Source organism: Methylobacterium soli, from assembly GCF_008806385.1.
Lineage (GTDB): Bacteria > Pseudomonadota > Alphaproteobacteria > Rhizobiales > Beijerinckiaceae > Methylobacterium > Methylobacterium soli.
In genome coordinates this window covers 200766-225680 of the sequence record NZ_VZZK01000008.1, presented here as the reverse complement: position 1 = coordinate 225680, position 24915 = coordinate 200766, and the positions used below count along the sequence as shown (strand labels likewise).

The 24915-nt window shown below is 64.1% G+C and carries 23 protein-coding genes and 2 pseudogenes; 15 read left to right on the top strand and 10 right to left on the bottom strand.

Annotated features, from left to right (window positions below):
• The first annotated feature begins 141 nt into the window (after positions 1–141).
• On the top strand, positions 142–276 hold the full coding sequence (locus tag F6X53_RS33645; RefSeq protein WP_280526018.1) for a hypothetical protein: 135 nt from the start codon (positions 142–144) through the stop codon (positions 274–276).
• Between the two features lie 176 nt (positions 277–452).
• On the opposite strand, the gene F6X53_RS10415 is transcribed toward F6X53_RS33645, so the two are convergent.
• Both F6X53_RS10415 and F6X53_RS10410 read right to left on the bottom strand, forming a co-directional pair.
• Positions 453–728 carry a response regulator gene (locus F6X53_RS10415; protein WP_150999940.1) on the bottom strand — a complete coding sequence of 92 codons (276 nt, stop codon included), beginning with the start codon at positions 726–728 and terminating at the stop codon, positions 453–455.
• Positions 729–1313, bottom strand: coding sequence for an ATP-binding protein (locus F6X53_RS10410; RefSeq protein ID WP_150999939.1), 585 nt, complete (start codon positions 1311–1313; stop codon positions 729–731). It abuts the gene before it with no gap.
• A 510-nt stretch (positions 1314–1823) separates the two neighbouring features.
• On the opposite strand from F6X53_RS10410, the gene rsgA reads away from it, so the two are divergent.
• Complete coding sequence (gene rsgA / locus F6X53_RS10405) at positions 1824–2858, top strand: ribosome small subunit-dependent GTPase A (protein WP_150999938.1); 1035 nt, start codon at positions 1824–1826, stop codon at positions 2856–2858.
• A gap of 204 nt (positions 2859–3062) precedes the next feature.
• Here the strand turns inward: rsgA and F6X53_RS10400 are convergent, their stop codons facing one another.
• From F6X53_RS10400 to F6X53_RS10385, 4 genes and pseudogenes are all read right to left on the bottom strand, one after another.
• Positions 3063–3320 carry a hypothetical protein gene (locus tag F6X53_RS10400; protein ID WP_150999937.1) on the bottom strand — a complete coding sequence of 86 codons (258 nt, stop codon included), beginning with the start codon at positions 3318–3320 and terminating at the stop codon, positions 3063–3065.
• Positions 3321–3612: 292 nt separating this feature from the next.
• Positions 3613–4059, bottom strand: a pseudogene (locus F6X53_RS10395) (hypothetical protein); the annotation flags it as partial.
• Positions 4060–4073: 14 nt separating this feature from the next.
• Positions 4074–5057, bottom strand: a complete 984-nt coding sequence (locus F6X53_RS10390; RefSeq protein ID WP_150999936.1) for an SPFH domain-containing protein — start codon at positions 5055–5057, stop codon at positions 4074–4076.
• A 16-nt stretch (positions 5058–5073) separates the two neighbouring features.
• Positions 5074–5355 (bottom strand): annotated as a pseudogene (locus F6X53_RS10385) (NUDIX hydrolase); the annotation flags it as partial.
• A gap of 364 nt (positions 5356–5719) precedes the next feature.
• Between F6X53_RS10385 and F6X53_RS10380 the strand changes: the two are divergent.
• The 9 genes from F6X53_RS10380 to F6X53_RS10350 all read left to right on the top strand — a co-directional run bounded on the left by F6X53_RS10380 (position 5720) and on the right by F6X53_RS10350 (position 13446).
• A complete protein-coding gene (locus tag F6X53_RS10380; RefSeq protein ID WP_150999935.1) occupies positions 5720–6094 on the top strand; it encodes a helix-turn-helix domain-containing protein in 375 nt (124 codons plus the stop codon).
• A 211-nt stretch (positions 6095–6305) separates the two neighbouring features.
• Positions 6306–6566: a hypothetical protein gene (locus F6X53_RS10375; protein WP_238296775.1), complete on the top strand. Its 261-nt coding sequence runs from the start codon at positions 6306–6308 to the stop codon at positions 6564–6566.
• 317 nt (positions 6567–6883) lie between these two features.
• Positions 6884–7027 carry a hypothetical protein gene (locus F6X53_RS32310; RefSeq protein WP_191970782.1) on the top strand — a complete coding sequence of 48 codons (144 nt, stop codon included), beginning with the start codon at positions 6884–6886 and terminating at the stop codon, positions 7025–7027.
• Positions 7028–7154: 127 nt separating this feature from the next.
• On the top strand, positions 7155–7319 hold the full coding sequence (locus tag F6X53_RS32305; protein ID WP_191970784.1) for a hypothetical protein: 165 nt from the start codon (positions 7155–7157) through the stop codon (positions 7317–7319).
• Positions 7320–7471: 152 nt separating this feature from the next.
• The gene (locus F6X53_RS10370; protein WP_150999934.1) at positions 7472–7780 is read left to right on the top strand and encodes a hypothetical protein; all 309 of its coding nucleotides are present in this window, start codon (positions 7472–7474) and stop codon (positions 7778–7780) included.
• A gap of 498 nt (positions 7781–8278) precedes the next feature.
• A complete protein-coding gene (locus F6X53_RS10365) occupies positions 8279–10954 on the top strand; it encodes a DUF4214 domain-containing protein (protein WP_191970781.1) in 2676 nt (891 codons plus the stop codon).
• 160 nt (positions 10955–11114) lie between these two features.
• Positions 11115–11912, top strand: coding sequence for a SapC family protein (locus tag F6X53_RS10360; protein WP_150999932.1), 798 nt, complete (start codon positions 11115–11117; stop codon positions 11910–11912).
• Between the two features lie 77 nt (positions 11913–11989).
• Positions 11990–12526, top strand: a complete 537-nt coding sequence (locus tag F6X53_RS10355; RefSeq protein WP_150999931.1) for a hypothetical protein — start codon at positions 11990–11992, stop codon at positions 12524–12526.
• Between the two features lie 104 nt (positions 12527–12630).
• Positions 12631–13446, top strand: coding sequence for a DUF4214 domain-containing protein (locus tag F6X53_RS10350; protein ID WP_150999930.1), 816 nt, complete (start codon positions 12631–12633; stop codon positions 13444–13446).
• Positions 13447–13530: 84 nt separating this feature from the next.
• On the opposite strand, the gene F6X53_RS10345 is transcribed toward F6X53_RS10350, so the two are convergent.
• Both F6X53_RS10345 and F6X53_RS10340 read right to left on the bottom strand, forming a co-directional pair.
• The gene (locus F6X53_RS10345; protein ID WP_150999929.1) at positions 13531–15300 is read right to left on the bottom strand and encodes a hypothetical protein; all 1770 of its coding nucleotides are present in this window, start codon (positions 15298–15300) and stop codon (positions 13531–13533) included.
• Positions 15301–15322: 22 nt separating this feature from the next.
• Positions 15323–16534, bottom strand: a complete 1212-nt coding sequence (locus F6X53_RS10340; protein ID WP_150999928.1) for a glycosyltransferase family 4 protein — start codon at positions 16532–16534, stop codon at positions 15323–15325.
• A gap of 789 nt (positions 16535–17323) precedes the next feature.
• On the opposite strand from F6X53_RS10340, the gene F6X53_RS10335 reads away from it, so the two are divergent.
• Positions 17324–17716: a helix-turn-helix domain-containing protein gene (locus F6X53_RS10335; RefSeq protein WP_150999927.1), complete on the top strand. Its 393-nt coding sequence runs from the start codon at positions 17324–17326 to the stop codon at positions 17714–17716.
• A gap of 211 nt (positions 17717–17927) precedes the next feature.
• Positions 17928–18338 carry a hypothetical protein gene (locus F6X53_RS10330; RefSeq protein WP_150999926.1) on the top strand — a complete coding sequence of 137 codons (411 nt, stop codon included), beginning with the start codon at positions 17928–17930 and terminating at the stop codon, positions 18336–18338.
• Positions 18339–18795: 457 nt separating this feature from the next.
• On the opposite strand, the gene F6X53_RS10325 is transcribed toward F6X53_RS10330, so the two are convergent.
• On the bottom strand, positions 18796–21198 hold the full coding sequence (locus tag F6X53_RS10325) for a hypothetical protein (RefSeq protein ID WP_150999925.1): 2403 nt from the start codon (positions 21196–21198) through the stop codon (positions 18796–18798).
• Between the two features lie 428 nt (positions 21199–21626).
• The gene (locus tag F6X53_RS10320; protein WP_150999924.1) at positions 21627–22127 is read right to left on the bottom strand and encodes a CAP domain-containing protein; all 501 of its coding nucleotides are present in this window, start codon (positions 22125–22127) and stop codon (positions 21627–21629) included.
• 469 nt (positions 22128–22596) lie between these two features.
• Between F6X53_RS10320 and F6X53_RS10315 the strand changes: the two genes are divergently transcribed.
• Positions 22597–23790, top strand: coding sequence for an ABC transporter substrate-binding protein (locus tag F6X53_RS10315; RefSeq protein ID WP_150999963.1), 1194 nt, complete (start codon positions 22597–22599; stop codon positions 23788–23790).
• 219 nt (positions 23791–24009) lie between these two features.
• Entirely contained in the window at positions 24010–24882 is an 873-nt protein-coding gene (locus tag F6X53_RS10310; protein WP_150999923.1) for a branched-chain amino acid ABC transporter permease, read from the top strand.
• The last annotated feature ends 33 nt before the right edge of the window (positions 24883–24915 follow it).

Sequence of the window (24915 nt, the reverse complement as noted above, 5' to 3'; positions counted from 1 at the left end):
CTGGCGTATCATGTCCATCGGCCAGCGCGCCTGGGCCCATGAGTTCTGATCAGTGAGAGTTGGTATAACGGCGGACTTGGTCTCAGCATTGGGGGTGCCGACGCCGCCGAAGCCGGTACCGGCCGCATCGAGACGCGCCTGATGAAGATCGAGTATCAACTCGATCGCTTCCCCGCCGAGGAGTTCTGGCGCCACGGCATGCGCGAGACAACTGCGTTCCTGTCAGAGCACGACGCAGAGATTTCGGCCGCGATTATGCCCGAACTTGGAACCTGAGCCGTCCGCGGTACCGCCCTCCACACTCTTGCCGATAGGATAGATGACTGTGCCCTGCCGGGGACCTCTCCAAACGTTGGATCGCCACCACCTTGTGCTTCACTGCAGGCGCCGCTGGGGACGGCTTCCCAAGGATGACTTAAAACTTGAGAAAGCGTCAATGTTCGAGGTCCGGCCTAGGTCGCGCGCTGGCGGATGACCTTGCGCAACACTCGCGAGATGGCTTCCACCGAGTAGGGCTTACGCAGCAACTCGAACCCGTCGTGGCCCTTCTCGGCCAGCACGGTGCTGTATCCGCTGGCCAGGACCACCGGCAGACCCGGGTAGAGGCGGCGGATCTCCCGACCCAGTTCGATGCCGCTCATGCCCGGCATGACCACGTCGGTGAACACCACGTCGAACCGAAGCTCGTCCTCGGCCAGCAAGACGAGCGCCGACTGGGCCTCCGGCACCTAGGTAGCCTCGTAGCCAAGGTCCTGCAGCATGTGCGAGGCGAAGTCGCCCACGTCGGAGTTGCCCTCCACCAACAGCACGTGATTACCATGGCCCAGGGCGGCGGCGGCGCTCTCGCTGCTGCCAGCACCCACGTCCGGCCGCCGCGCCGACGAGCGCAGATAGATCGTGAAGCGGGTACCTGCCCCCACCTCGCTTTGCACGTTGACGTCACCGCCGGACTGCTTGGCGAAGCCGAAGACCTGAGACAGGCCAAGCCCCGTACCCTTGCCGACGTCCTTGGTGGTGAAGAACGGCTCGAAGATCCTGGAGAGGTGCTCGGGCGCGATACCCGTGCCGGTGTCTCGCACCGAGATGGCGACGTAGGCGCCCTCGCGTTCGGGGTGATGTCGCATCGCCGGCAGGAACGCTGCCGCCTCGACAGTGATCGCCAGGCGTCCCTCGCCATCCATGGCATCGCGGGCGTTGACCGACAAGTTGACCAACGCAGTCTCGAACTGCGCGACGTCGGCCTCCGCGTAGAGCAAGGCGTCCGGGACCGTCACGTCGAGCTGGATGCGGGAGCCGAGCAGCGAGCGGACCATCTGATGCCTCTCTCGGCGGATGGGTTCTGGCGCTTCATCGTGGGCGCGACGGAGCGGTACGGTGCTGCCGTGCGCGCTGCCGGTCTTCGAAGCCAGTGAGTGCAGTCTGGCAGAAGACGTTACTCAGCTCTGAGAGGAGTCAGGAGCGGGGACTACATCGACGTCCGCTCTTCCGGTTTTCTCTCCAGAAGCGGACCAGCAGCTTTCGGCCACCTTCGGTCGCCTGCTTCGCGCCCATCTCGGCCGCTTGATGGACTTCGCCAGCATTCCCAAAGCGGACATCGGCTCGGGCCGGATCAAGGGCCCCATTTGCGCCAACAGCGGACCCTCGCTCACGATCGGCGGGCGGTCCGTTTTCAACACAGAGGTCTGCCTGCCACCCATCAGCTGTGCTCCCCAGCTAAACTTGCGGCGGGCAGGGGTACGAGAGACGCTTAGAAGCTCGATCGCGATCGCACGCGGGAAACGCACCTTCTTACGCGCCGCTGGTCACGAGACCAGTGCCATGTCATGTGCAGGCCGGTGACCGATCATCCCGACCTCCTCCCACCTGCGACGCTTGCGAGCCTAGGTTGGCTCGACTTCTTCGAGGAGCAGCGTGCATCGAACGAGTCGAATCTCGCTCCCATGCGGATCGCCATGGTTCACCGCTCACGCCTGACAGGCCTGTCGGAAACGGGACCGGTCGAGCTGACGCTTCCCGTTCATACGAACACCGGTGATTTCGCCGTGGGCGATTGGGTCCTGGCTCATCCTCAGACCCGGATGCTCCACCGCCGCCTGAACCGAAGGACGGTCTTGGAGCGACGACTCGAAGGCAGCAGGACCCTGCAGCCCGCTGCAGCCAATGTCGATACGCTGTTCATCGTCACCTCCTGCAACGCCGATTTCAATCAGGCCCGACTGGAGCGCTATCTGGCTCTGGCCAATCAGGGTGGCGCAAATCCTGTGATCTTGCTCACCAAAGCCGACATGGCGGCCGATGTTGGCGCCTACCGCCGCCAGGCTGCCGAGTTGCAGCGCGGGCTCGACGTCGTACCCGTCAATCCCCGTCTTCCGGCGGCTGCATGCACCTTAGCCTCGTGGTGCGGGGTGGGGCAGACTGTGGCGTTGGTCGGCTCTTCCGGTGTCGGCAAATCGACCCTGGTGAACACGCTCGCCGGTCCGGGACAGGCGCTCCCCCAGGAAACCGGAGGCATTCGCGAGCACGACGCCAAGGGACGCCACACCACTACGTCGCGTTCACTGCACGCCATCGCAGGGGGCGGCTGGGTGATCGACACACCGGGAATGCGAACGCTGCACGTCAGCGGCGCTGCGGAAGGGATCGCAACGCTGTTCGCCGAGATCACCGAACTCGCACCCTCGTGCCGGTTCCGCGACTGTACGCACGCGCACGAACCCGGCTGCGCCGTGCAGGCCGCCGTCGCCGACGGCAGGCTCAACCCCGAGCGCCTAATCCGCTGGCGTAAGCTCCTCGATGAAAATCATGACAACACGTCAGCATCCGCTGGGCCGCGCGGCCGACGTAGTGTTAGCAGGTAGACACCTCTACCGCCCCGTTGAGGCTGCGATCAACATCAAACAGAATTCTCAAGCTTCGTTTTGGATCAGACACTTAGCGTGTCGATCGGCGTCCAAACGCACTCTGAATTCACAGCCGAGCGCAAGCTGGCGGTGGCCAGGGCCGGCCTAACCCAAGCGCGGGATGCCCTGCCTGCCAAGTTCCACAGGCTCGGGCGGCGCAACCTAATCTGGCTCCGACGCCAAGCTTCTGATGTTCGGCATGGTCGGATGTTCCACAACCACGTCTTTCTCCGCCTTGGCACCACGCAGGCCGGAAGTCTTTGGGTCAGCGAGCTGAAAGGCGATCACTTCATCCTTCGCGTTGTAGCGCTGAATCGCCTTAACGGCATCGCGCCAGTTGTTCGACCTGACTGTATAAACCCGGCTTTGCTCCCCATCAGGCAGGCCGAAAACGAACTCGTAGACGAAGGTCTTTGCCATCGGTGGCCCTCTCCGCGTGTTTTCTCCGGTCCGCACACAGGGCCCGAAGCTTCCTAGGCTCAGACAACGCCGATGGTAAGCGGCGTCAATCCTTTGGTGCCTCGGTGCGCTCGCCGCCGCCAGGCTGGTCCGTGCCAAGGCTCGGCCGCTCCTTCGGCTAGCCGTCGCGGACCTGCTCGCGGGCGTCGTCGATCAACCCCTCGGCTGCATCGCACTTGCGTTCACGATCCATTTTTTTGTCTCCTGATCGCTCGTCACGACATGACGCGCTCCGCGAGGACAAGGGTGCGGGCAACGTGCGACGCTCCACGGGAACCGCACCGGCGGCGCTGGCCGGAAGCAAGGCTTCCAGGCGCTCGACCCGGAGCCGGGCCAGGACGCCGTCATAGAGGTCGGGAGCCGGGTTGATGCCGATCACCGGCTGCGTGTCCAGGTATTTGGCCACGTTGGCGACCAGCCCGTCCTGCCCCACCGCGACGACCACATCGTCGGGCTCGAACAGGAAGCGGTCGAGGTCGCCGCGCTTCACCACAGCCTGCCGCCATTCCGCGGGGATCGAGGCGCGCGCTCGCGCGAGCACCGCGTGGAAATCATGGTGCCGCGCCTCGACCTCTGCGAGGCGCTGGCCGCGGCTTTCCAAGAAGAAGCGCGCCTGCCCGCGCGTCGCGTGTCGGGCGAGCAGCAACTCGTAGTCCGTCTCCCGCACGACGAGCACCGCGCGGGTGTTGGCGATCGCCATGTCCACCCGCTCCTTCAGCGTGAACCGGTCAGGGTCGGCTGCCGACGAAACTCGCCCAGCACGGTGGCGAGCAGATCCGGCGTCACGTTCAGGTGCTCGATGGTCTCCAGCTTGCCCGCGAGTTCGCGCGCGGCCAGGCCGAGCAGGATGGCCGGCGGTAGATCGCGGTAGGTTTCCACGCGCCGCTGCTCCGCGTCCGCCCGCGCGCCTTCGACGAGGCGGATCCGCTCCGCCTCTGCGGTCGCCTCCACCTGTCGTGCGGCGGCAAGGCCCTCGGCACGATCGCGCGCGTTCTGCGTCTCCTCGGCGATCAGCCCCTTCTCGCGGCGCGCCAGCTCGGTGCGCGTGGCGAGCTCGTTCTCGGCGATGGCGCGCTCCTTCTCGACAGCGAGCGCACGGCGCGCGAAGGTCGCCTCGTCCGCCTTCTTCTGGAGCGTCTCGAAGGTCGGCGTCTGCAACGCCCGCTCCAGCTCGCTGCTCGGGGCCAGGTTGGTCAGCCGCACCGACACGACGGTGATGCCGATCTCGGCCCATGACGCATCGTTCGACAGGACGGCGACCAGCTCACCGCGCAAGGGCTCGGGACCGGCATCGAGCAGCGCACGGACGGCGGCACGTCCGAGATGCTGCAGGACCGCTTGGCTCGCGATGCCAGCGAGGCGTGCCTCGATCTTCTCGATCGGCTCGCCCTGCAGCTTGCCGCTGCGCAGGTCGATCGAGAAGTCGATGCGGCTTGCCGTGCTGACAGGATCGGTCACGTGCCAGCCGATCGTCCCCTGGACGGCGATGCTCTGGAAGTCCTGGCTGCGCCCGCGGACGAACAGCGTCATTTCGCGGTCGTCCATGGGCACCTCGGCGATGCTGGTCGCCTCCGGCCGGAACCAGAAGGCCAGTCCCCGGCCGCTCTGGCGGACACGTCCCTTCCGGTAGCGGATGACGTGACTGCTTGCCTCGCTCCTCAGCTGCGAGACGAAGCCGTACCTGTGGATCGTGGCCATGAGGTTCTCCGCGTGATCAGAGTGGCCGTTCGAAACGGAAGAGTTCGGCGGGTCGGAAGGAGGTGCCCGCCTCGCGCTGGCCGGTCGGCGCGATCCAACCCCTGTCGAGCATGCGGCGGCGGAAGGCGGACTTGTTCAGCGTCGTCCCGAGGATCGCCTCATGCACGTCCTGCAGCTGCCGCAGTGTGAACTGCTTGGGCAGGAGCGCGAACCCCACCTCGGAGTAGTCTACCTTGCCGCGCAGCCGCCGGACTGCCAGCGCCAGGAAGTCGCCGTGGTCGAAGGCGAGCACGAGGGGCTCGTCTTTCGAGGCCAGCACCGCAACGGAACGCTCCGCGCCCGTTGGTGGCGCTTCGGTCCTGGCCGGCAGGAGGTCCGGTGCGTGCACGAGCTCGCGCTCCTCGCGGGGGCGAGCTTCAGCTCCTCGCGACGGGCCTTGATCTCCTTCAGCCGTCGGCCCCGGTGACGCTGCCCTTGGTCAGGCGTTTGATTTCGCTTTGGACCCGATCCAGTGGAGCCCTGGATCAGGCAGGCGATCAATCCGCGTGCCTCGATGGCCACATGGCGAGGCATTCCTATCTCGCGATGGCCGTTGTCATGGCAAGGTCTCCTCAGGTATGTTAAAACCATACTCCGGAGCGAGCACATCCAGGCCAAGGACCATGTTCACCAACACACAGCGTCTCTCCAGCCCGGAGGTGCAGGAGCTCCGTCGGGAAGGCGGCCGTCTCCTGAAGCGCCTGCGCGAAGCGCGTGGCCTGTCTCAGCGTGAGTTGTGCGCGCTGGTGGGCGGTGGGGTCTACACCTTCATTTCACAGCTGGAGACCGGGCGTGGTCGCGTTCCTCCAGACAAGCTGCGGGTTTGGTCCGAGGCGCTCGGCTTGCCGGCTGCCGACTTCGCCAAGATGATCCTGCCCTACTACGACCCGGAAACCTACGCGATCCTCTTCGGGGACAAAGAAATCGCGCCCGGTCAGAGTGACGTGGAAGTCTCAACGGTGCAGACAAAGAGAGTAAACCTGCATCTGATCCGCTGAAATCGAGCGCATCGACATCCAGATGAGATACCCGCCACGGTCTCGGATTTGAGCCGGGTCGGTCGGCGCGGCCAACACGCGTCGAGCTGGTGTCTCCACACTCCGTCAGCGCGTCCGGCGCGCCCCGACTCCGCTTCAGTTCCGGCTTGCCCCTCCACCTTCGGGTGGACAGCCGAGGCGCAGCGCTTCACAGCGAGGGCGAACCGGAGGGATGGAGCCGCCGATGAACCAGAACAATGAGCCCCCGCTCGACGAACTGACCCGCCTGCACGCGAAGACCGTCGCGATCGGCATCGTCCTTGGCGCCCTCATCGGTCGTCTCGCCGAGGAATCGCCAGAGATCCGCGAGGACGTGCAACAGGACGTGGCGCGAATCCTGGCGACCATGCCGGCGGAAAGCCCGAGCGAGGAGCTCGTCACGGCGGAGGTAAAGCGTGCCGCCCAGATCCTGACCAGCGTCTCGAACGCTTGATCGGTCGGGCTTCGCTGCGCCGTGCGACTCAGCCTCCCGCACGGCCTCAGTCGCGCTGCAGAGCGTCCCGGGCGACCGTGATGATGCCCGTTACGGCGATCACGAGGGCGAGGAATTCATAGAAGGCCTGGAACATCGGAGCGCGCGCCTCCGGGGGGCACCACGGGCCCGTGGCGGTTTGATCCTAGAGTGAGGATCAGGCTGCCTCCATGGCTCTTGTGGGGTAGTCTCCGCGCCCGGGCGGGACACCGAAGGCCGCGCGGTGGGAACATCGAGCGGATGGCGCCGATCGGGCAAGGAAAAGGGCGATCGCATCCATGAACCCCATCGCCGGCGCGATCATGTTGGCCATCACGGTGGGCTTCTTTGGCCTGCTCTACTTCGTCGTGTCGGACGGCCATCCCTGGCTCCTCGCCACGATGGTGATCTCGGTCATCGCCTCCTTCGTGAAATGGGGCTGAGGGCGCGGGATCCGGCGGGCGGGCGCCGCCGCGACCCTGCGCGATCTTGGCCGGGATATCGCTTGCCGGGACGCGGTGAGGCTCTATCATCCGAGCCGGAACCTGATCCGCCCCGGAGGATGAAGCGATGGCGTTCTTCGTTGGCATTGCGGGCCCCTGGATCGTCCTGATGATCCTGGACCTGATGGCGACCCGGCGGGCGCTGCACCTGTCGACGGAGGAGCGGTCGCAGGGATGGCAGGGGCGGCTGGAGCACCTGCTTCGGCGCCGCGAGACGCCGTCCCGCGCCTGACATCCGTCGCCAGGACCCGCGCGAATCGCAGGAGCGCGGCCCGGACGGTGGCGTGGAGACGAAGCGCCCCGCTGGGCGTCCCGGCGGCGCACCACTTCCCATCCCGCGGCTTTTCCCGCATGGATCCTCGAAGGCTCCGGCACGGGGATCACATGCGCGGGTTCTGGCTTGCACTCGGAATGTTGCTGCTGCCGGGCGTGGCCTCGGCCGAGTGCCGGTGCGTCTGCGTCAGGGGCGAGGCGCGAAGCATCTGCTCGCAGCAAACCGACCTTCCCGGCCTCTGCCAGGTGATCTGCCCGGCCCCCCTGGAGCAGAGGCTCGAGCCGCAATCGCTCGGACCCTATGGCGGCTCGCAGACGGGCGCCGGCGGCGGCGGCATCGAATTCAATGCGGCGCCCGCGTCGAGCGGGCGAAATATGCCGGCCGCGCCGAATCCCGCCGGGGCGCCGATGCCGCGCTGAGCGGGCCCCGCGCCCTCACGCGCCCCTCGCGTCGTCGGCCGCAGGACGAGGAGGGGTCGGCGTTTGTCGGCCGCCTTCTCCGGCCGCTGGCCTCGGCCAGACCGGGAGCGCGCGGCGAGCGACGCCACCGCGCTTCGGGCTGCGACGCGAAGAGCTTCAACCCCGGATCCGACGCCATTGGGGAAGCCGCATCCCCGGAACCCACCGGGCTCCCCAGAGGGATCGAGCCGCGACGGGGCAGCATTGGGCGATCGCCAAAAATCGAGCGATCACAGTCATTTGCGGTCTCGGCTTCGTCCCTATCCTGTGGACGGATGTGACGTTTGTACATCACTAAACCCCCCGAAACCGAAATTCCACGCGTCCTGTATGGAAAGTGCTTTACGCGTTTACACGGTACGGTTATCAACACTCCCGACCGACAAGGTCGAGGCTTCGGGGAGGAGGCCGACCAGCCGCAGCGCTGGCGGGGGCTCCCTGCACCGCAAGGGAATGACGATGGCCTTATCAGCTGACCAACTCAACACGATCTACCAGAACGTTCTGTTCCGCCCGGTCGATCCGGCTGGCATCGCATACTTCGCGAACCGCCAGGACCTCTCCGATGCCCAGGTCCGTCAGCAGATCGAGCTGTCGTCCGAGGCCAACACCTACGTCACCCCGATCGTGCGCCTCTACGAGGGTGCCCTCGGCCGCGTGCCGGATGCCGGTGGTCTGAAGTTCTTCGTCGGCCAGCTGCGCGACAACGGCTTCAACTACACCGCCATCGTCAATCAGTTCCTCGGCACCCCCGAGTACCAGGCCAAGAACGGCACCTCCGGTGGCGTCACCACGCAGCTGGTCACCAACCTCTACCAGGACCTGCTCGGCCGCACCCCGAGCACGGCTGAGGTCAATTACTGGGTCGCCAACAAGACCGCCGCTCAGACGCTCGACGGCATCGCCAATTCGGCCGAGTCCGTCAACCGCAACGCTGCTGGCGTCGTGACCTTCCTCGACTCCGCTGCTGTGGGCACGCCCAACACCGGCACGCTCAACAATCAGACCGGTCCGAACACCGGCACGGCCTTCGCTCTGACGACGAACATCGACAATTTGGTTGGCTCGTCGAGCAACGACACGTTCAACGGCACAGACGCGACCTTTGGCGCTCTCGACAAGATCGACGGCGGTGCTGGCAATGACACGCTCAACCTGAACGATGTTACTGGCGCGACCATCTCGCTCGCCAACACCACCATCACGAACGTCGAGACCCTCAATCTCGCTTCGACGAAGGGTCTGAACGGCGGCGCGATCGATGTTTCGAAGATCGCTGGGCTGACGGCCGCTAACTTCAATCTTGCTGCTGCCGGTGCCGGTCAAACCGTTACCGCTGCAACGACCACCGCTGTCTCGGTGAACAGCCCTGCTGCTCAGACCGTTACCATCGTCGGCTCCGGCGGCGCTCTGTCGGTCACGGCCGGTGCCGCCGCAATCACGGTTGGTAAGGCATCCGGCCAAGCCGCTACCGATGCGAATGCTCTGACCTCGGCGACGATCAAGGGCGGCTCGACGGTCGCGGTTACCGACAACTCCGGAAAGACCGCCGCTGGTGCAGCAGATGCTTCGATCGGCAGCAGCCTGACCACCGTCTCGCTTGACGGCAACACGGGTGCTGCGACCCTGACGGGCAACGGCATCACGAATGTCTCGATCGCCAACGGCGTCGATGCCGGCGATGTCACCATCACGAACGCCACCGCCGCCGGTCATGCCCTGAACCTCACCGTCAACAACGACGCGACTGGTCTGATCATTACTGACTCGACCGCCACTTCGGTGAGCATCAATGCGACCGGCAAGGCTTCGGCTGTCGCCCTCGCCACTGCGGCTGCGACGACCCTCAGCGCTACCGGCACTGTTGCCCTGACGCTGGACGCGGCCGGCTCGGCCTACACCGCTCTGAAGACCGCCACGATCGCTGGTAGCGGTGGTGTCACGGCTAATCTCTCGAGTGCGGCTAACCTGACGGCGATCGACGCCAGCACTTCGACGGGTGAGAACTTCATCACCCTCGATGCGACCAAGGCCGCTTACGCTGGTGGCTCGGGTATCGACCACGTGACGATCGCTGCTGCGCCGACCCAGGCAATCACTGGTGGTGCAGGCACGGCCGACGAACTCGTGGTGAACATCGCCAGCGGGTTCAACGCTTCTGCCAACACCAAGATCGCTGGCTTCGAGGTCCTCGGCCTGGGTACGGCTGCCACGGGCACCTACGACGCGACTGGCTTCACCGGCCTGCACGTGGGCAATGCATTGGCTGGCGACGTGACGTTCTCGAACGTGGCTGCTGGCACGGCTCTCACGGTCGACGCTGCGCCGGGCAAGGTTGTGAACTACGCCCTTAAGGATGCCAGCGGAACCGCCGATGCCGCGACGTTGAACGTGGGCAAGGCGACCGGTACTGGTTTGGATCTGTCGGGCAAGGCGATCGACTTCTTGGGCGTAGAGACCCTGACGGTGAATAGCCTTGGTACCTCCGGTACTCACAAGGTCTCGCTCACCGACACGGCTCTGACGAAACTCGTCGTGACGGGTTCTGAGAACATCGCCGTCTCGTCCACCCTCACGGCGGCGCTCGCCACGGTCGATGCTTCGGCAACGACGAAGGGCGTTGATCTGAGCGGTCTGACCCTGAAAGCTGCTGCTACGGAGATCGGTGGTGCGGGTGCTGACACCTTCAAGGGTGTAGCCGGCCTGGCAGTCGAGACCGGTAACGCCGGTGCTGATACGTTCAAGTTTGCTCTAAATGCGAACGGCAACCAGTACACGACTGTTACGGACTTCACGAAGACTGCGGGCGCCGTGACAGGTGACACTCTTGATCTGACCACGTTGGCCGTGACTAAGACCCTCGCCAACGCGACGCTTGACGCGTCCAGCAAGGTGACGCTCGCCTCGACAGCCGCTTTCGCTGACTACTTGAACGCTGCGACTGCTGGCGATGGTGCAACCACGAACGCTCAGTTTAAGTACTTCAACTACGCTGGCGATACTTATCTGGTGGTCGATAATAACATTGACTCGACCTTCCAGAACAACGGAACGACCGGCGATCAGGTTGTGAAGCTGACGGGTGTCGTTGATCTTACGGGCGCTAAGATCGCCTCTGGGCTTCTGACTGCCTAATCGACGCGAAAACTGAGAACGTCTGCCCGCCCCGTTCACACGGGGCGGGTTTTTTCGTTTCACGCAAAGTCCTCAACACTCGTCGGGCGCATATAGAGCACCAGTTCGATAGCCGAGCACCGGGCTGACCGCACAGAGAAGTGCTGATAGAAGCAGGGGGATGAGCAAAGTCATACCACTCTCTCCGTCCCGTTTTGCCGGCCGAGGCTGGCGCCGTCCGAACAATTTCAGCTTTGCCTTAGCGACGGCGATTGCACCGCTTGCTGCTGTTGAAGTCGGCCAAGCGGCCCTCTCCATGCCGCTGGCCTTCATCCAGCGGGACGACCACTGGTCCCTTGCTGCTGTACTAGGCCTCCTGCCGGGCCAGAACCTCTATGTGGACAGGAACGGGGCCTGGCTCGCCCGCTACGTGCCGGCGGCCTTGCGTGGTTACCCATTCATGATCGGCGTCCAGGCGAACGGTGAGCCAGTGCTCTGTGTCGATGAGGCGAGCGGGCTCGTCACGAAGGGGCCGGAGGGTGAGCCCTTCTTCGACGAGAACGGGGCTCTGAGCCCGGGCGTGGCGCCGGTCGCTGCCTTCCTGACCGAGACCGCCCGTAGTGAAACGCAACTCATGTACGCCTGCGACCTTCTTGTAAGGGCCGGTGTCGTCGAGGTTTGGCCGATCACGATCCAGAAGGATGACGGAGCGCAGCAAGTGACTGGCCTCTACCGGATCGCTGAGGCTGCGCTGAACGGGCTCGATGACACGACCCACGCCGAACTGCGCCGCAGTGGGGTGTTAGGGGTCGCCTATGCCCAGCTTCTCTCGATGGGCAACTTGGCCCAACTTGGGCAACTCGCCCAGGCCCGGGCTCAGTCCGAAGCGGCCGAACGGGCGAGGGCCGAGGTCAAGCCGATGATCACCTTGCCCGAGGACAGCACCATCGATTGGGACTGGAGCAAGATCGGACGTTGATGCGCGCCGCGTGGTTCGCCGCCGATCCCGGCATCGGCCGCGCCGCGCCAAAGGCCAAACGCTGAAGGGTCCTGAGGATGAATGCTGCGCTCCCCATCATCGCCACGACGCTCCATGTCGCCTATGCGGAGGCGGAGGATCGGATCTCGCTTCTCGCCTGGGACGCAGAGAGACGCGGCGTGCACGTCGCCCTGACGCGGCGGCTGACCGGCCGGGTGGTCAACGGCCTCGCCCATCTCCTGGAACAATCCAGCCCGCTCGCCAGCACGGCACCGGCCGACCTGCGCGACGACATCATCCTGCTGGAGCATCAGGATGCGCTCTATGGCGACGCGCAGGCCGCGCCGAAGGCGGAGCCCCCGGCAGGGGAGGGGACGACCTTGAACGTTCCGGCGCCCCGGTTGCTCGAGGCCATCGATGTGACCCTCACGCCCCAGACCTTCGAATTGCTGCTGCGGGACGGGCAGAGCCCGCTGATCCGGCTCAGCCTCACCCGGCTCGAGATGCACCGGGTGGTCGAGGCCCTGAGCCAGAGGGCGCAGGGCGCGGCCTGGAACATCACGGTCGAGTCGGCTTGGCTGGAGCCGGGCCAGACGAACATCGTCTTCAACTGACCGGCAAGCCGGCATCGCGCCCCGGCGGGCCTTCCGCGCGGCAGGGTGACAAAAGGACCGCCGCCAATGTTATAACCCGCGGCCCATTCGAGCGAGAGCGAGCGATGACCGCTGAGGAAGCCCAGACACAGACCGCCCTGCAGGAGGCGCAGCACCGGATCCAGACGCTCGAGGCCGATGCCCAGAAGGTGTCGGAGGACCTGCGGCGCGCGCGTGACCGGCTGGCCCTGATCGGCGGGACGGCGCGGCGCTTGCCCGATCCGCTCCCGACCCGCCTCAATGTCGGCTGCGGCTACGACATTCGCCCGAGTTTCCTCAATGTCGATAACGGCGATTGGCACTCGCCCGATCTCGTCGCGGACATCACCGACCTCCCGATGCTGCCGAGCGGGCATTTCGAGGAGATCGTGGCGCAGGACGTCCTCGAGCATATCGCGCGCTCCAAGCAGGTGTCCGCACTCCGGGAATGGGGCCGGCTCCTCGCGCCGGATGGCGTCCTGAAGGTACGCGTTCCGAGCCTCACCGATATGGCGGCCCTGGCCGCGCTCCCCGATTGGCAATCCGAGGAGAAGCAGAGCTACCTCATCAACATGGTGTACGGCACGCAGGCCTATCCGGGCGACTACCACCTGTGCGGCTACACGCCCTGGACGATCACGCCGCACGCCCGGGAGGCCGGGCTGATCATTTCCGGCGCTAGCCTGAAGGACACCTGGCTCTACGACCTGACATTCCGCCGCGCCGCCGATTTCGACCGCTTCAGCGACGAGGAATACGTGCAATGGGCCTACTTCACGGAACTCCATCGCCTGCCGGACCCGAGTGGCACCGCGTACTGGGTTGCGCAATTGGGTCTTGAGAAAACCCGGGCGCAGGTGCTGGAGGAAATGCGGGGCTGCGCGGAGCACACCATCGGATAGTTCGACCGCGCGGATGGCCCGCTGGCGCGTCGCCAGCGGGGCCATCAGGGTGGCGCGCTCCCCTCGATGCGCCCGTCGGTCGCGTCAGCGCCGAGGCTGCGGTGATCGGGTCGACACGGTCCGCCACAGGAGCTCGCTCAGCCGACGCGGGCCTCGGCTCCCGGCGGAGCTCTGCGCCATGGGCGAGAGGCCGATATGCAACTTGTTCACCCGGAAGCCGATCCGGCGGATGTCCTGGCTCCGGCTGTGCTCGTTCGGGTGGAACAACGCGTCCGACTCGAAGTAGATCTCGGTCAAGCCCTCATCGTCGAAGTCCAGATCGGACAGGGTGATGTTGATGACCTGCTTGCGGTTCGACCGGCTGACCGTATGAGACGATTTGTGCCCAGTCGGCGTGTAGATCTCAAGCTGCACCTTCTTGGAACTCGGAACGTAGAACTCCACGAACGCTGAGACGAAGACCGGACCTGGCGGAAGCGTTCTCATCTCGATCTTCAGGATGGCGATCTTTTCCTTGCTCCAGGTACCCTGTCGCTCGAAATCATGCCAACCCTGACCGAGGAACGGCCGCAACCGTCCGGGACTCAGGACGGTAAACTCTGCGTCCTTTGTGGGGGTGAAGCCGCGCGAGGACGGCCCCTGGTTTGCGCGGGCATCCCCGGTCAACCGTCCCAGGAAGCCCGGCAGCCCTTCCAGGCGGGAAGTCCAGATCAGGGAATCGAGCAGGTCTGTCTGTCGGTCCGTATAGCCCGTGAGGGGGGCGCCATTGTCCGCGAGAACCCGCTTCATGTTGGCCACGAAGTCGTCCTTCGTGTCGCCGATCGAAACACCGGGAAAATCGATGAAATCTTCGAAGCCACGCATTGCCGTTGAGGTGGCCACGATCCTCTTCCGATTGTAGAGGGCTTCCGCGGTCTTGAGATTCGTGCCTCCGCCCTCGGAAATCGGCAGGATCACGCCCTTTGCAAGCTCAATCAAAGTGCTGAGACCGCTGGCATCTTGCATGCCGACGGGCAATAGCCGCGACAGGTTCAGGCCTCGATTAGCAGGGTAGTATCCAGGTTTCTCCAGCAACGAGGTCACGCTACCGAGCACGATGATACGCTCATTCGGTGCCAAATAGCTTAAATTATCGCCAAGTAGCTCTTGGAATCCCGCAGCATTCGGGGGATGCGCCGAACCGACAAACAGGACGGTCGAAAACTGCTTGAGTTCCTTGCGCCAATATTCGACACCACTTGGAACAACACGTGGCCATACACCATTCTCGACAAGTTGGATAGGCTTTCCGAATCGACGAAAACTCGACAAATCGGCCATACTGACACCGACGATCACGTCGGCATTCAGGCATATGTCATTCTCGATCTTCTCCGTTTTGCTGATAATCCTCTCTGCCGCTTCCCGTGTGATGGGGCCAAGGACATTCCTGATCAGCGCCGCCTCGACATTCTGGGATCCATAAACGATCTTAGCTCTGCAACTCGGCCGAACCTGTTTGTATTCCGCTACAAGAGGCCAAAGCCACGGCTGCTCAAGCCAGAAAACGTCCGGTTCAAATTCGTCAATTTTTGCAACAGCGTCGTCGAACAGGTCAGGATTTCGGAGTATATAATCTGCGGCATCGACGTCGGTTCTGCCCTGCTGTGAGTGCAGATATTCGTGAAACTTGCCGTCCAGAGAAAATAGCCACTCGTCATTTTCCGAGGCTTCTCCCGGGCTCGGGGCATAGACCGCAAGATTTTGCGTCGTCCAACCTTTTGAGCGGAGTACGGTGTGGATCGCACTCAGGCGCACCTGCCCGCCATGCCGAGGCGCATCTATGCGATAGGTCGAGAATGTAAGAATCTTCATGGTGCTAATTTCTCATCCGGCGCTAATGAGTACGATCAGCGACAGTCGCAAACACCGTGTCCGCAAATCGCGACATGCATTCACGCCAAGACAGGGCTTCGAAGCCCTCGCGGATCTGGGCTTCACGCGAGAGCAGCAATGTATCGTCTGACAGATAGGCAGCGACTCGGTCGCGCCATGATATGTAATCGAGCGGATGCAGCAGATCGGCAAATCCGCTCCCTGCCTCCGGCATCGAGGAGGTTTCTGATGAAATACAAACTTTTCCTCTCGCAAGGCTTTCGGTTACCGGCAATCCCCATCCTTCATATAGAGAGGGATAGACAGTAAAAATCGAATTTCGGTACATCCAATTGAGACCAGAATCCGATATATTGTTATATATCTTTAAGTATTTTGGATATAGATCCGGGCAATTTTGAATAAATGACATTAAATTTTCGCTATTCCAACCTTTACCGCCAACAAAAACCAATGGCACGAGTGTATCAGGACTTCTATCGTTCAATTCACGCCATATATTGAATAGCATCTGATGGTTTTTTCGCGGCTCAATCGTGCTGACATAAAGTACGAACTTTCCTGGTTCGAGGCCGAAATCTTCATTTATCGGTTGTGATCTTGTCTCAGAAATGTCAGTACCAAGGTACATTCGCTTCATCGCTGGAGCTTCCAGGCCGATCCTTCGGTAGTAACTTACGAGGTCGTTCTGCGTTGAGTCGGAGATGCTGAGGATCGCGTCGCAGGTCCAAGCTGCATCCAAGATGAACTTAGGAAATTTCAAATCCATGCCGGGCACACAATATTCTGGCATGATGATCGGTATAATGTCGTACACGACTTGTGCAACATACATGCCACAGCGATTTTTTTCTTTGTAGAGTGCTGCCATGTAATCAAGATCCCAGAGCAGACCTGCACTGATGACCACATCCGTTCGCGTGAAGCGGAAGAATGTCGGATAGTCAGGAACCTTGTCAGTGTTGATTTTGACAGATTTCGGATGATCGGCAGAGTCGAAGAGAAGTTCCGCAGCAGCTTTATTCGAGATTAAGCGAAATTTCTTTTCTTCACGATCATAGTAGAAAAAACAAGAACCCGGAACGTGTTCTAAGAAATGTTTGGCGATTTCTCTCTCAGTTCTCACAATTCCGACTGCATTATGGCCCTTCCAGCGCATGCTCGTGGAGACGTCGATGAGAAAGCGGTTTGCTTGGGGAGTCTTTGGTAGCATCTATCGAACCATCTCTGGTCATGAAGATCGGGGATCTGTCCGTGCGAGCGTCGCGTTTTACGCTGCAATCGGGGCTAGGAATCTGAGCGGGCCGCCTTCGTTCGGTTGATGAACCCCCCTCGCCGTGAGTCACTCTCCCTTCGTTTCAGCCGGGTGAGCGCACGCGTTGGATCCGCGAGGTGCGCTCCCGCAGGAAACATGCTCAGCCTTATGCGAATCGGAGCCACACTGTAACCCCTCCAGCGGCGACAGCGAACGCCGTCCGGCGTCCGTCCAAGGAATCGAAACGGGGCGGAACAGCGTGGATCGGATTGGTGCCGCCGTCGGCAGACGTCGGAGACGCGGATGCTGTTGTTGTCACCCCTGCGAGAGCCGACCTGGCGCCGCACTGAATTTGAGAGGGATCCTGCTGGGTTTGGTCAGGGAGAATCGAGCTGATCGCCCGCGTTCTCGTCTGCCGGCACCACACGCTCATTCAGCGTGACCTCGTCATCACGCAGCAATGACGGGACGTCGAGCGCCGCCGATGTCACCATCGAGAGGACCGTTTAGGCTGGAGAGACATCCCCATCACGCTGACGGCAAGCTGCTCTGCGCATGATCCGGCTGCGGGCATATGCCTCGACTGGCCAGACATCCTAGTTTGAGGCACCAAGGTAGCCTGTGGCTCAGCCGAAGGCTACGAATTGCGAGCCCAGCCAATCCGCATCTTGACAGGGAGCTGCCCAAGGTCATACCGACAGTATGACTAACGCTATACGCAGTTAGTGCAACCCAGAGCGGCGGACAATGTATACCAACGCGCAGAAGTTGTCTTCACCCGAGACGCAGGAATTGCGGCGCGAGGCTGGGAAGCTTCTGAAGCACCTGCGCGAGAAGGCTGGCCTCTCGCAGCGCTCATTCTCCGCCGAGATTGGATCGCCGCTCTACACCTTCGTGTCGCAGGTCGAGACCGGGCGGGGCCGCGTCCCACCGGACCAGATCCGGGTCTGGGCCGACGCATACGGGATCGAGGCCCGAACCTTCCTGCTCATGATCATGCGCTTCTACGATCCGGAGACCTTCGCGGTACTGTTCGAGCAGTCTCCGGAGATCCGCGACGGAACAGCGTTCCCTGATCTTGTCGAGATCGGTGCCGCCACACCGCCTGGGCCTGAGATGCCCGAAAACGATACGGTTTGACGAACGCTCCACGCCGGACCCAGCTGTCGAACGGTACTCTGGACGCGACCCCAGCCGGGCGCTTATGCGTGCTACAGGCCGTCGCACTCATCGTGGTCTGACCTCGGGGTGGGCCACGAAAATGGCGCCTTTGCCGGTCCATTGGGTGGCTCCACCTCTCGTTTGTTTCCGGCGGGTCGATCCTCCATCCGTATCCAGAAGGCACATGTTTATGGCCAGTTCCAACGACCAGCTCGGCATCTACGTCGATATCGGAAAGAATGTCGTTCCGCGCTTGAATTTCACGCTGGGTGGACACACCACCAACGTCGATATCGATGTGGCCGGTGCTGCCAACCTCGGGTCTTCGCTGCTGATGGCGAGTTTCCTCAGCAGCATTGGCAAAGGGGTTCCGGACGGAACGCTGGTGTCGCCAGGACAGCTTCCCGTTGAGTCGGTGGAGGGGAGCGTTGATCCGGTCACCAACTTACCGACCTTGAAGGTCGGACTGATCGGTGGTGCTGAACTCACTCTAGTCTTTTCTGCTGACCTCGCCGCGTTGGGGGCCGCCAGTCTCACCCATCAAACGCTGCAGGTCGTCAAGGAGCAGGAGGCCGCCAAGACGGCAGGCTCCGTCAACTAGGCGTCTCAACTCTGGAATCTCGCGACGCGATCGTTCCGGTAGGGCCGGCGGACGTCGTCTCGACCGCCGGATGAGCGAACGAGACGCAATGGCAACCGGGTGAGCCCTATCGGAGCGGCGTCCACAAGTGTTGGGTGTTCCACGTGGATCTATGCCATCGGGGCTCAGGGAAGCCTCCGACGCGACAGGTCGGGGGCCTCCCGACCGACGCTCGACGCAAGAAAGCAGCTGAACCGCTTTCCGTAGGTTGCGATCTTTCCAGCCGGATGAATCGCTGAGGTGGACAAGCGGGCCATTGGGCTCGGATCAATCCGCCACATGGCCGAAGGGTCGTCAGGGGTGGGAAGAGGCTCGCCGCTCATGATGCGAGCATCCTCCGGTGTAGGCCCAGGTAACCTGCAAAAGCACGCGGTCACGATCGGTACGGTGCTCTGACTGCCCTCTCGTCGCGAAGCACTTAGCCAAGAAGATGCGCATCGCTGATACCGATGACTTTGACACTAGATCCCCCACCGAGATCCCAACTCATGGCGTGAATGCTCGGATCATCAAGCGCCGAAGGATCGTAGATTTCCAGGGTAGCGCCGGTCGCCACGATCTTCACGTTCGGTGTCGATGCGATGAACGTGTCGATGATCCGCAACTGCGCCGCATCGAGGGGAATGGAGCCCGTCGCGAGACTGATCGAGACAGCTTTCGTGATCGTATTCGTCGAACTCACCAGGGCCGTCACGGTGTGCAGAGCAGCTGTATGCTCAGCTTCCGTCGTGATCGTCGAGCTGGCGGGATCTGTGCCGCCGGCGGCTGCGGCGTTCGTCGAAGTTCCCGCTGCCGTTGGTCCGCTTGCTGCTGCAATCATTCCCTGGGCCGTGATAGCCGAGCCCTGCGTTGCGACTAAGGCAGTGTCCGTTGACGAGGACGAGGTGACATGGGCTGCGTCGACGCCGCCGATCTGCGTCGCTTGTCCGGAACTCGCATTCACTGCCTGGCTGACGATCGCGGAAGCCTTCGTGATCAGCGTGCTCGCGTCCGACGCGGACGCCGTATGGGCGCTGTCGGCCTGACTGGCGTGCGCCGTCGATCCAACCGGGATGCTGCTCGGGGACGGGGCCGGGTCCAATGTGCTGTGATCGTTCGAGGCGCTGATAACCAAGGCGTGCGACGATCCAGGGTCAATCTTGAAGATGGATGCTCCTCCGCTCGTCGACTGACCCGAGCTGACCTTGTTTGACGCCGAGGTGCTCTGCACCGTGCTGGTCGCCGCACCGGTGACGAGGATGATGTCCTGAGAGCCTAAGGGGCCGTCGCTACCATCCAGTGCCCCCACCTTGGTCGTGTCACCGATCAGAGTGTGCAGGAAGAGAGAGACCGTTTTCGCCGTGAGGCTGGTCAGGTCTTGGAGCGGACTGAGGACGCTCTTGCTGCCGGTGGTGTCGCTTGACAGCAGCGTCCCGGTGGTCGCCGGACTGTCGTTGCTGACCACTGTTGAACTCGATTTAACCTGGGCTACGTTGGCCGAGGATCCGCCATCGCTTGATCCAGCCAAAATAAGCTTCTTGGAAGCTTCCGCGCCGCTCGCTGTCGCGGAGGTCGCACCGGAATTGCCGCTTCCACCGAGAGCGTTGCTCGATGCGGCCAGGCTCGACGACACGAGGGCCTTGTCGGCCGGGCTCGTCACCCGGCTCGGCTCGATCTGGTGCCCGGTCTCGTTCGCCGCTGTAGCGGGTGCGCTGCTGTCCAGGCCTGCACTCGAATCCGAGCCGGCGCCGGTCGAGGCGGAGGAGGCGCTCCCGCTTTTTGATGGCACACTCGGTCCGTCCGCAGCATGCTGAATCACGAGGCGCGCGGTGCCGGCGGAGGGCAGCAGCACGAACTGTAAAGACGCCGCGCCATCGAAGACTCCGCCTCTAGCGAGCAACTGCGACCCATCGGAGCCGAGCGTGACCACGCTGGCACCCGGTGTGGAGAGCAGGATTGCTCCCGCTTCACGCGGTGTGAGCTGCGGCCATACGGACGTCGTCGCATGGGTCGGAATCGTATCGCGAGCCTCCTGATGCTCCAGCCATTGCCCCGAGTCGTTGCCCTGATCGCCTCTCTTCGATTCGGTCGCAGGCGAGCGAACCGTCTCGGTGGATGCCTGAGCGCGCTGGCTCAGCGCCTCGGTGCTTGCCAGCTTGTTCTGCACGGTCAGATCGGTGCGGGGCGAACTCTGGTCGAGGAAGGACGCGATGCAGGCCATGACCACGGAGGTCGAGACCGCGAGCTCGCGCTGCTCGCCGGCGCGCGCACGGGCGCTGTCCGCTTCAGCGACGTCATGGTCGTGATGAAGTGGCACCGAGGCGAAGCCGAGATGGGATTCCATGTCAGCCGTCGGCCGCGCCCCTGGCAACGGACCGCTGTCGAGCTCGCTCGCGACCGCCTCGTTCATGGTCGAGAACAGGCAGGTCGTCGCCACGATCGCCGCCAGGAGGGCCGCGGGGTGCATCAGGACCTGGGCCCCGCTGCGCGCGCCCGTGCCGCCGGGCGCGTCACGATGGATCGGCAGCACGCTCGGATTGCGCGCGACGAGCTCGGCCAGGAGGGCCCGGAAATCCGGCCCGATCAGGGGCTCGCCGACCATGTCGCTGACGATGACGTAGGAGCCGTCGACCCGCGCGAAGTGGAGGAAGACCTCTCCGTCCTCGCGGCAGAACACCAGCCAGGGGTCACCCTCGTCGCTCAGGCCGCGTTCCAGGGAGAGCCGCAGGCCGGCTTGAAGCGAGGCCGCCTCGACCCGGTAGAATTCTGCGAGTTCCTGCTGCGACCAGTCGCCCGACGTCGCGGGAGCGGGCCGAAAGAAAGAGAGAACCCTCGCGCTCAAGATCCGTTTCCTACCTGTCTGCGCATGGTCGAACCGTCCTGCGGCGAGTCATCACCCGAAATCATGGCATTCGCATGCCCTGGCTTTCGGCGCCGATCCGAGGCTGCGCCCGCGCCGGGCGGTGCTGGCTGCACCGCGGGGTCGACGCGCATTCGCCTCGGCACAGTGCCGGGGGTTCATCACCGATCTCTTAATCACGCACCCAACATCCGCCCGCACTCTGGCGTGGAACGCGGCGCGGTCAAGTCCTGACTTCGCGACGCGTCGCCGGGCAGCCGAATTCCGCCCGGTGTGCCTCCGACGCACGGGCATGCGAGCGAAGGGGCGTGCGGGGTGCCGCGCGGGAGCCCGGTTGCGGCCGGGAGGCATCGGCACGCCTGCCCGGCGGGCGTCAACGGAACGGAGCCCGCATCCGGCGGGCCGCGCCCTCAGCCCCCCAGCACCAGCGCCCAGTAGCGCTTGTAGCGCGTGCCCGGCGCATCGACGCGGGCGATGCCGATGCGGCGGATCTGCGGGATCAGCATGTTGCGATTGTGCTCCGGCGAGGCCTTCCAGCGGGCGAGCACCTGGTCGAAGGTCTCCGAGCCCGCGCTCAGGTTCTCCGCCGCGTAGGCCCGGCCGAGGCCGACCTGCGCCATGCGCGACGTGAAGCTGCCGCCGATCTCGTGCGAGAGGCGCCCCGCCCGCGCATTCGTCCCGGCCTGATAGGCCGCGGCCTTGACGAGGCCGCGATCGACCACGACCGGCGAGAGCCCGTGCTGGACCCGATAGGCCGAGATCGCCACGGCCGCCGCCGTCTCGTCGAGGATGACGTCGAGGGTAGGGACTCCCGCATCGGGCAGCAGCCCCGGAGAGCCGCAGCCGGCCAAGGCGAGGACGAGGGCCGCGGCGGCGGCGCGGAGGGCGGAGCGAGGAGAAGGGGGGGCCATCGGCGCGCGGGCATCTCTCAGGACAGGGACGGGCCCCATCCCGGGCCGATGCGGCGAAAGCGGGGCGGGGCCGGCCTCCGCGCCGCGCCGGCGCCGGCCTGTGGCCGCGCGGGCACGCGCCGCGCGCCGGCCCCGACCAAGCGGGGCCCGCCCGCGACCCTGGCGATGTCAGGCATCGGGCAGGACCCGCGAGATCTCGCATCCCCCGCGCCGCCGCGCGCCGTGTCGATCGGGCGGTTAATCCCGCAGTTTCGCCCGGATTCGAGAGCTATTGCTCGTTTTGTCATCAATGCCGGGTCGCGATCATCCACAGCGTGTAATCGACGCTGGCCGCAGCTCATGTTCAGATCTTGACGGCGGCAAACAACTTCGAGCAAGACTATGCCGCGCCGCGATAGAAGTGCCACTCCGAAGGGCATGCCTGCGGCATCATGGAGAGGAAACGATGACGACCAGGAGACGCGCGCTCATGGGCGCGCTCGTCTGCGCGACGGCGCTCGGGTTGATGCCGGCACAGGCCGCCGACCCCATCAAGATCGGCGTCACCGGCCCCTATACGGGCGGGTCCTCCTCGATGGGCGTGTCGATGCGCGACGGCGCCCGGCTCGCGGCCGCGGAGATCAACAAGGCGGGCGGCGTCCTCGGGCGGCCCCTGCTCCTGGTCGAGCGCGACGACGAGGCCAAGAACGAGGTCGGCGCCCAGGTGGCGCAGGAGCTCATCAACAAGGAGAAGGTCGTCGCGACGCTGGGCTTCATCAATACCGGCGTGGCGCTCGCCGCGCAGCGCTTCTACCAGGAGGCCGAGATCCCGGTCTTCAACAACGTCGCCACCGGCACGATCATCACGAACCAGTTCAAGGAGCCGGATTACGACGCGAACTACGTCTTCCGGAATTCGGCCTACGACGTGCTGCAGGCCGGCATGATGGTCGACGAGGCCCTGGCCCAGGGCCACAAGAAGATCGCGGTCCTGGCCGACTCGACGAATTACGGCCAGCTCGGCCGCGAGGATATCGAGAAATACCTCGCCACCAAGGGCGTGAAGCCCGTCGCGGTGGAGAAGTTCAACATCAAGGACGTCGACATGACGGCCCAGCTGCTGAAGGCGCAGCAGGCCGGGGCGGACGTCATCCTGGCCTACGGCATCGGCCCCGAGCTCGCACAGGTCTCCAACGGCATGGCGAAGCTCGGCTGGAAGGTCCCGATGATCACGTCGTGGCCCTCCTCGATGCAGAGCTTCATCGACATCGCCGGCCCGAACGGGAACGGGGTGATCATGCCCCAGACCTTCATCGAGGATCAGACGCTGCCCCGGCGCAAGAGCTTCCTCGAGAGCTATTACAAGAGCTACGGCGTGACCAAGATCCCGACCCCGGTGGCGGGCGCGCAGGGCTACGACTCGGTCTTCATCCTGGCCGCCGCGATCAAGCAGGCGGGCTCCACCGACGGGGCGAAGATCCGCGCCGCGCTGGAGAACCTGAACGAGCGCGTCGAGGGCGTGATCACGACCTACGAGAAGCCGTTCTCGGCCAAGGACCACAACGCGATCTCGCGCAACATGGTGGTGTTCGGGAAGGTCCAGGACGGCAAGATCGTCTACGCCAAGCCCGAGGACGCCAAGAACGCGGGCGTCGTCCGCCTCAAGGAAAAGTCCTCGAACTGAGTGTCCGGGCGGGCGGCGCTCCGTGGCTGTGTCCGCGGAGCGCCGCCCGCGCACGCGTCAGCGTAAAGCCGCCCTCGCGCAGATGCGGGCCCGGCAAGGCCCGAAGGCGCGGCAAGCGCCCGGGCTGAACGCCCGACTGGACCACGCGGTCCCGCATCCTCCGGCCGAGACGCCCGGAGGAATTCGCCCGACATCCCGCTCCCACCGTGACGGCGCCCCATGGCCATCTTCCTGCAGCTCATCGCGTCCGGCGTCGCGGTCGGCATGATCTACGCCGCGATCGCCTTCGGGTACCAGCTGACCTTCGCGACCTCGAAGACGCTGAATTTCGGCCAGGGCGAGGCGCTGGCGCTCGGCGCGCTGTTTGGGCTGACCCTTGCGCCCTTCACCGGCTACTGGCTGATGATCCCGCTGGTGCTGGTCTTCGGCTTCGCGCTCGGCGCCGTGGTCGAGCGCCTCGGGGTGCGGCCGGCCGTCAAGATCAAGTCCGAGTACGGGTGGATCATGGCCACCATCGCGCTGGGCATCATCTTCCGCAACGTCGCCGAGAACATCTGGGGCCGCGACGATCTCAAATTTCCCTCGCCGCTCCCCGAGAGCGCGATCCAGCTCGGCGACATCCGGGTCCTGCCGATGGAGCTGCTGATCGTCGGCGGCGCCCTCCTGATGATGCTCGCGGTGGAGATTTTCAACCGCAAGTCGATCTGGGGGAAGGCGGTCGTGGCGACCTCGAACGACATCGACGCCGCCGGCCTGATGGGCATCAACACCCAGCGGGTGATCACCCTGTCCTACTCGATCAGCGCCATGACGGCGGCCTTCGCGGGCGTGCTGGTCGCCCCCGTGACGCTGACCGGCGCCACGATGGGGGCGGTCCTGGCGCTGAAGGCCTTCGCGGTGGCGATCATCGGCGGCCTCGAATCCGGCCTCGGGGTAATCGTGGGCGGCCTGATCCTCGGCATCGCCGAGACCCTGACGGGCTTCTACATCTCGACTGGCTACAAGGACGTGCCGGGCCTGATCCTGCTCCTCGTCGTGCTCTCGATCCGCCCGGTGGGGCTGTTCGGCAAAGCCGTGATCAAGAAGGTCTGAGCGTGACGATCCCGGTTCCCCATCACCCCGGCC

Bases quoted from the DNA above. Each gene is read 5' to 3' on its own strand.
- F6X53_RS10400 (WP_150999937.1), bottom strand. From the start codon at position 3,320: ATGGCAAAGACCTTCGTCTACGAGTTCGTTTTCGGCCTGCCTGATGGG.
- F6X53_RS10380 (WP_150999935.1), top strand. From the start codon at position 5,720: ATGTTCACCAACACACAGCGTCTCTCCAGCCCGGAGGTGCAGGAGCTC.
- F6X53_RS10390 (WP_150999936.1), bottom strand. From the start codon at position 5,057: ATGGCCACGATCCACAGGTACGGCTTCGTCTCGCAGCTGAGGAGCGAG.
- F6X53_RS10320 (WP_150999924.1), bottom strand. From the start codon at position 22,127: ATGGCCCCCCCTTCTCCTCGCTCCGCCCTCCGCGCCGCCGCCGCGGCC.
- F6X53_RS32305 (WP_191970784.1), top strand. From the start codon at position 7,155: ATGGCGTTCTTCGTTGGCATTGCGGGCCCCTGGATCGTCCTGATGATC.
- rsgA (WP_150999938.1), top strand. From the start codon at position 1,824: ATGTGCAGGCCGGTGACCGATCATCCCGACCTCCTCCCACCTGCGACG.
- F6X53_RS32310 (WP_191970782.1), top strand. From the start codon at position 6,884: ATGAACCCCATCGCCGGCGCGATCATGTTGGCCATCACGGTGGGCTTC.
- F6X53_RS10350 (WP_150999930.1), top strand. From the start codon at position 12,631: ATGACCGCTGAGGAAGCCCAGACACAGACCGCCCTGCAGGAGGCGCAG.
- F6X53_RS10335 (WP_150999927.1), top strand. From the start codon at position 17,324: ATGTATACCAACGCGCAGAAGTTGTCTTCACCCGAGACGCAGGAATTG.
- F6X53_RS33645 (WP_280526018.1), top strand. From the start codon at position 142: ATGAAGATCGAGTATCAACTCGATCGCTTCCCCGCCGAGGAGTTCTGG.
- F6X53_RS10340 (WP_150999928.1), bottom strand. From the start codon at position 16,534: ATGCTACCAAAGACTCCCCAAGCAAACCGCTTTCTCATCGACGTCTCC.
- F6X53_RS10360 (WP_150999932.1), top strand. From the start codon at position 11,115: ATGAGCAAAGTCATACCACTCTCTCCGTCCCGTTTTGCCGGCCGAGGC.
- F6X53_RS10355 (WP_150999931.1), top strand. From the start codon at position 11,990: ATGAATGCTGCGCTCCCCATCATCGCCACGACGCTCCATGTCGCCTAT.
- F6X53_RS10410 (WP_150999939.1), bottom strand. From the start codon at position 1,313: ATGGTCCGCTCGCTGCTCGGCTCCCGCATCCAGCTCGACGTGACGGTC.
- F6X53_RS10330 (WP_150999926.1), top strand. From the start codon at position 17,928: ATGGCCAGTTCCAACGACCAGCTCGGCATCTACGTCGATATCGGAAAG.
- F6X53_RS10310 (WP_150999923.1), top strand. From the start codon at position 24,010: ATGGCCATCTTCCTGCAGCTCATCGCGTCCGGCGTCGCGGTCGGCATG.
- F6X53_RS10315 (WP_150999963.1), top strand. From the start codon at position 22,597: ATGGGCGCGCTCGTCTGCGCGACGGCGCTCGGGTTGATGCCGGCACAG.
- F6X53_RS10365 (WP_191970781.1), top strand. From the start codon at position 8,279: ATGGCCTTATCAGCTGACCAACTCAACACGATCTACCAGAACGTTCTG.
- F6X53_RS10345 (WP_150999929.1), bottom strand. From the start codon at position 15,300: ATGAAGATTCTTACATTCTCGACCTATCGCATAGATGCGCCTCGGCAT.
- F6X53_RS10375 (WP_238296775.1), top strand. From the start codon at position 6,306: ATGGAGCCGCCGATGAACCAGAACAATGAGCCCCCGCTCGACGAACTG.
- F6X53_RS10370 (WP_150999934.1), top strand. From the start codon at position 7,472: ATGCGCGGGTTCTGGCTTGCACTCGGAATGTTGCTGCTGCCGGGCGTG.